Below are 5383 nucleotides of genomic sequence, written 5' to 3'. Positions count from 1 at the left end.
ATGCGCGATTAATCGATCGATTTTTCAACAAATAGCGGCTTATTTTAGGAAAAGTCCGGCTATCGGCCACGGCGCGGTGAGTTGATCGGAGGATCCTTAGGGGACGGGCTGTTGCTATCTCAAATCGCCTTGCATGAGATGTATGGCGACGCCTTTGCACATGGTGCACCATTAAAAGTGCCTCCTCATTCCTTACCCGTCAGTCTGCGGGACGAACTTTGGCGAGCGATGGAAGCCGAGTTGCAAAGAGAGTTTGATGTTTCTTCAACTTTGGTCAACCGCTTCAACGCCTGGCGCCACATGACGCTCGGCCTGCCACCTGTCTCCCAGCCGCTTTCCATCGAACAAATTGAACACTATCAACCCCTCACGTCCGCCACCACACTGGAACAGGCCGCACGCACCCAGTTGGGCTGGATCACGGCCTGGCGTATTGACCGCTATGCCTTTGCCAGCTTGAAGCAGGCCACGTTCTATCTTCAGGCGAGCGATACCGAAGCTGACGAAACGGTTCGCGATCAAGCCAAGGCCGCGCGCAGTAACAATCAGGCAGCCGTCAAAAAACGCCGCCTCCAGCAGTTGGCCATTGAACGCAATGGCCGCACGGCAAAAAAACCTCTGGAGCCCGGGGTCAAGGACTTCGATGCAGACATGGCGCAAACCCAATTGCGCGAAGCTGCCGAGGAGTTCGCTGCCGCCTACCGCGACCCCGATCACCTGGCGTCCAGCTTGAGTCGAGTCATACCGGCAAACGCGCCGCCCGTGGTCGTCTTGCGCATCATCACCGCCGATGCGCGCGTCGAGTGCCGGCAGATGAAAGCGGCCGGGCAGGCCAGGGTCAGCCAGCTGTTTGCGCCGCCCGCCGGCCGTTACAACCATCCTGACGAAAAGACCCGAGGGGCCGTAGACGAAATCGGCAACGCCACGCAGCCACCGGGGCTGTTGCGTGCGCTGTTTGATGATCAGGTTCACGACTCCCGTGCCTGGTTTCTCTACTCATTAGGCCGTGAGCCGATGGGCAGCTATTTCCGTGAGCGCATGGTGTTCTTCGGCGAAGCCAGCAGAAGGGAGCTGGCGCTCAATCCTGAAACGCGGGAGACGATGCTCGCCGGGATCACGCCTTTGCCAGACTCGGGGCTTTCCGTTGCGGCGCGACCTGCGGTCATGGATGCACAACGTATGGCCGAGGCTCAGCAAGCAATCAAGGCGCTCTGGGAGGCCCAATACCCCAAGGCCAGCGGGGTGAGCGATGCGCTGTCCTGATCCTGTCTATTGGCGTCCTGTTTCAGGAGTCAAAACCATATCCGACGCCATTTCGTGTCGTGTGCTGATTGCAGTCCTCTGCGGCCTGGTTGGAGCAGTGCTCGTGCAAAGCGCTCAGGCCAGCACCCTTGAAGCGATTAACCATACGCACTGGGCGATCAACCGCTTTAGTGTCGATGGGCATTCGGGGATCGACATCATTGGACCGTATCAGGGCGGGGGCGGAGGTTGCTGTTACGTCACTCCTTCGCGTTGGAGCAAAGACTTGACCATCCGTGTTGATTGGGAAACCGGCGTGGCTTATTCCTTCGATTTCCCAGGCTACGAAGATAGGCAAAAGTATTTGGCTTGGATTGAGAAGCTTGATGCGCAAAAACGCAAACACTCCAAGGTTGTGTACGTCCCCGACTACACCGGCCAAAAAGTCTGCGGCCTCACCGTGCACTTCCTGCCCTGCGATGACGTTCAGGTCACTACCTCCTGCTACGCCTTCGGCAGCCCGGAATACCCGATCAAGACCCCGCTGCACTTGCCGGAGCCTCAGTCATGTCCGAAGTAATCCAGGGCCCTGATCAGGAGGTGTGGCGATGAAGCCGGTGATCCGTCAGGGCGACACGCTGCAAGAATATGGCGGCGAAGTTCTGGAGGGGCATTACGAGTGTCACTTTTTATGAGGTGTTCGATTCAAGGCGCTGACAAAATGCTGCCGCTGCCGGGCGACCCGCCCAGACTGGCAAAAAAACGGCACCCACCTTGCCGCTTTGCCTCTCCACAGCGGAAATGCCTTGCCGCTTTTCTGGCATTGCCGCCTCTGCACTGTCTGTAACCCTCGCAATCATTGGCTTTTGCAACATGGCACGCCGATTGCTTTGTCAGTAACAACAGAATCAGGTCAGCCGGCAAAGGTTTCCCGACATGAGCATCAGCTTCGATAAAGCATTAGGCATACATGAAAAGGCTCTGAACTTCCGGGCTCAGCGCGCAGAGGTGTTGGCCAACAACATTTCCAACGCCGACACCCCGAACTTCAAGGCTCGCGATCTGGAGTTCTCTTCGGTGCTGGCTGCCGAAAACGACAAGGCCCAGAACGGTCATTTCGCGCTGAACAAGACCAACAGCCGCCATATCGAAGCCGAGGGCATGGGGAATGACGATGGCACGCTGATGTACCGCACGCCGTCGCAGCCTTCGCTGGACCAGAACACCGTTGATTCCCAGGTCGAGCAGGCCAGTTACACCGAGAACGCCATGGGCTTCCAGGCCAGCTTCACATTGCTCAACAGCAAGTTCAAAGGGCTGGTTGCGGCCCTTCGCGGAGAATAATTCATGTCACTAGCCAATGTGTTCAACATTGCCGGTAGCGCCATGAGTGCCCAGACCACGCGTCTGAACACTACGGCCAGTAACATCGCCAACGCCGAGACCGTGTCGTCGAGCATGGACCAGACCTACCGCGCCCGTCACCCGGTGTTTGCCACCGTGATGCAGGGGCAGCAGTCCACAGGTGGTTCGTTGTTCCAGGATCAGGGCGAAGCGGGACAGGGCGTTCAGGTCAACGGCATTATCGAAGACAGTTCCAACCTCGAAGCGCGCTACGAGCCCAATCACCCTTCCGCTGACAAGGACGGGTATGTCTATTACCCCAACGTCAATGTCGTGGAAGAAATGGCCGACATGATTTCTGCCAGCCGGTCTTTCCAGACCAACGCTGAAATCATGAACACCGCTAAATCCATGATGCAGAAGGTTCTGACCCTCGGTCAGTGATAGAAGGCGAACGTTATGGCCGTTGATAGCACCTCAGCAAGCACCGTTTCATCGACATTTCTGGACAAGTTGCAGAATCCGACGCCGACCGCGACGAATTCGACCGGCACGCTGGGCAAAGACGCGTTCCTGCAGTTGCTCGTGACCCAGATGAAGAATCAGAACCCGCTGGACCCACAGGACAACACGCAGTTCGTGGCCCAATTGGCGCAGTTCAGCAGCCTTGAAAGCATGCAGAACCTGACGTCGACGGTTGACACGATTGCCACCAGTTACAAGTCGTCCCAGGCCCTGCAGGCATCGTCGCTGGTTGGCCGCTCGGTCATCATCGATTCGAGCTCCACCACTGTCGATACCACCAAGGGCATGACCGGTTCGATCGTCCTGCCGAGCGCTACTTCGGCGACGAGTGTGAAGGTGTACGACGCGCAATCGAACCTGGTCGACACCGTCGATCTGGGTGCGCAGAAAGCCGGCACCACCAGCTTCGCCTGGGACGGTACCGACAGCAGTGGTACAGCGGTCGCGTCGGGCAACTACACCTTCACGGCTGAAGGCTCGGTTGACGGCAAGAACACACAGCTTTCGACTTACTTGCCTGCCACGGTCAACAGCGTCACGTTGGGTGTGAATGGTGCAGAAACAATGCTCAATCTGGCCAGCGGCAGTGTTGCCTTGTCCAAAGTTCAAACCATCGGATTGTAGAGCCTACCAGGCGCAGGAGTGAAACATGTCTTTCAATATCGGCCTTAGTGGGCTCTATGCTGCAAACAAAAGTCTCGACGTTACCGGCAACAACATTGCCAACGTTGCAACGACCGGCTTCAAATCTTCGCGCGCGGAGTTTGCCGACCAGTACGCCCAGTCTATTCGCGGCACGTCCGGTCAGACCAACGTGGGCAGTGGCGTATCGACCGCAGCGGTTTCTCAGCAGTTCTCTCAGGGCAACCTGACCACCGGCACTGCCAACAGCCTTGACCTTGCCATCAACGGCAACGGTTTCTTCATGCTCAGCAATAACGGCGAGAAGCTGTACACCCGTGCAGGTGCATTCCACACTGACAAGGAAGGCTTTGTCGTCAACAGTGCGGGCATGAAGTTGCAGGGTTACAACGTTGATGCCAACGGCAGTGTGGTCACGGGTGCGCTGAGTGACTTGAAGGTGGATTCGTCCAACCTTGAGCCCAAGGCAACCACCGCCATTACCAACGTTGCCAACCTGAACTCGACCACCGCCTTGCCGACGCTTACCACGTTCGATGCGACCGACACCAATTCTTACAACATGAAGTACAGCACGCCGACTTACGACACTCAGGGTAACGCGCACACCCTGGATCAGTATTTCGTCAAGACCGGCACCAACACCTGGTCCATGTACTCGCTGATGGACGGTCGCAGCATTGCCGACCCGGCTACCACCACGGCAGACAAGAACGACCTGACATTCGACTCCTCGGGTAATCTGGTCGTCGCAGCGCCGGGCACTGTGCCAACCGACAGTGCGAACATCAAGTTCAACACTGACGGCACCTTTACCGTCGCCAACTGGGTGCCGGGCGTACAAACCGGTACCGGCACGACCACCAGTTGGGTGGCGAACGGCGCGACGGGTTCTTCCATCAAGCTGAACATGGCCGGTATCACCCAGACCGCGTCGGTGTCGGGCCTGATCACTCAGGACCAGGACGGTTACGCCACTGGCCAGCTCAGTGCCATGAGCGTCGATTCGACCGGTGACCTGTTTGCGACCTACACCAACGGTAAATCCCAGGTGATCGGTCAGACTTCGCTGACCAACTTCGCCAACGTTCAGGGTCTGGCGCAGGCCGGTGGCACCAACTGGCGTGAAACCTTCGCTTCGGGCGTACCGGTCAGCGGCACGCCGCAATCGGGTACTCTGGGCAGCATCACCGGTCAGGCGCTGGAAGAGTCCAACGTCGACCTGACAATGGAACTGGTCAACCTGATCAAGGCGCAAAGCAACTACCAGGCTAACGCCAAGACCATCTCCACTCAAAGCACCATCATGCAGACCACTATTCAGATGACTTGATAGTGTGACGTATTAAATGAAGCCCCTTTTCGAAGGGGCTTTTTTTATATTTTTCAGCATGGTGAAGTATCGAGCAAGATTAAAACTTACGGAAAGTTCAGTCGTTGGACTTGGAAATTTCCTACGCACGATGGTGTGAGAATAAAACTTCCTTATAAATTGCCACGTGTGGCAAGGAAGTGCTCATGTCATTCAATACAGCGATCAGTGGTGGCGGTTTCAGAGGCTGAGTGCAACACCCGGCTATTGAGTTAGGGATGGACTCTCATGATGCTTGGACATCATTTCCGTCATCAT

6 protein-coding genes are annotated in these 5383 nt (G+C 56.8%); all 6 read left to right on the top strand.

Annotated elements, in window-relative coordinates; genetic code table 11:
* Positions 1–81: 81 nt before the first annotated feature.
* Positions 82–1263: a T6SS phospholipase effector Tle1-like catalytic domain-containing protein gene (locus tag DW49_RS1000000133725; RefSeq protein WP_024421363.1), complete on the top strand. Its 1182-nt coding sequence runs from the start codon at positions 82–84 to the stop codon at positions 1261–1263.
* A 49-nt stretch (positions 1264–1312) separates the two neighbouring features.
* On the top strand, positions 1313–1822 hold the full coding sequence (locus tag DW49_RS0119225; RefSeq protein WP_370464055.1) for a Tli1a family immunity protein: 510 nt from the start codon (positions 1313–1315) through the stop codon (positions 1820–1822).
* 356 nt (positions 1823–2178) lie between these two features.
* On the top strand, positions 2179–2586 hold the full coding sequence (gene flgB / locus DW49_RS0119215; RefSeq protein WP_003382117.1) for a flagellar basal body rod protein FlgB: 408 nt from the start codon (positions 2179–2181) through the stop codon (positions 2584–2586).
* 3 nt (positions 2587–2589) lie between these two features.
* On the top strand, positions 2590–3030 hold the full coding sequence (gene flgC / locus DW49_RS0119210; protein ID WP_002554316.1) for a flagellar basal body rod protein FlgC: 441 nt from the start codon (positions 2590–2592) through the stop codon (positions 3028–3030).
* Between the two features lie 15 nt (positions 3031–3045).
* Positions 3046–3735 (top strand): flagellar hook assembly protein FlgD, encoded by a 690-nt coding sequence (gene flgD, locus DW49_RS0119205; protein ID WP_005616786.1) that lies wholly within the window; start codon positions 3046–3048, stop codon positions 3733–3735.
* 25 nt (positions 3736–3760) lie between these two features.
* The gene (gene flgE, locus DW49_RS0119200) at positions 3761–5086 is read left to right on the top strand and encodes a flagellar hook protein FlgE (RefSeq protein WP_005616788.1); all 1326 of its coding nucleotides are present in this window, start codon (positions 3761–3763) and stop codon (positions 5084–5086) included.
* Positions 5087–5383 lie beyond the last annotated feature (297 nt).

It is taken from the genome of Pseudomonas avellanae BPIC 631 (assembly GCF_000444135.1).
GTDB classification, from domain to species: Bacteria; Pseudomonadota; Gammaproteobacteria; order Pseudomonadales; family Pseudomonadaceae; genus Aquipseudomonas; species Aquipseudomonas avellanae.
Note: the sequence above shows the minus strand (reverse complement) of the source record. Positions and strands in the feature narration are given on the sequence as shown.

What these genes read in the sequence shown, in the direction of transcription:
- flgB (WP_003382117.1), top strand. Translation starts at nt 2,179, where the DNA reads ATGAGCATCAGCTTCGATAAAGCATTAGGCATACATGAAAAGGCTCTG.
- flgC (WP_002554316.1), top strand. Translation starts at nt 2,590, where the DNA reads ATGTCACTAGCCAATGTGTTCAACATTGCCGGTAGCGCCATGAGTGCC.
- flgD (WP_005616786.1), top strand. Translation starts at nt 3,046, where the DNA reads ATGGCCGTTGATAGCACCTCAGCAAGCACCGTTTCATCGACATTTCTG.
- flgE (WP_005616788.1), top strand. Translation starts at nt 3,761, where the DNA reads ATGTCTTTCAATATCGGCCTTAGTGGGCTCTATGCTGCAAACAAAAGT.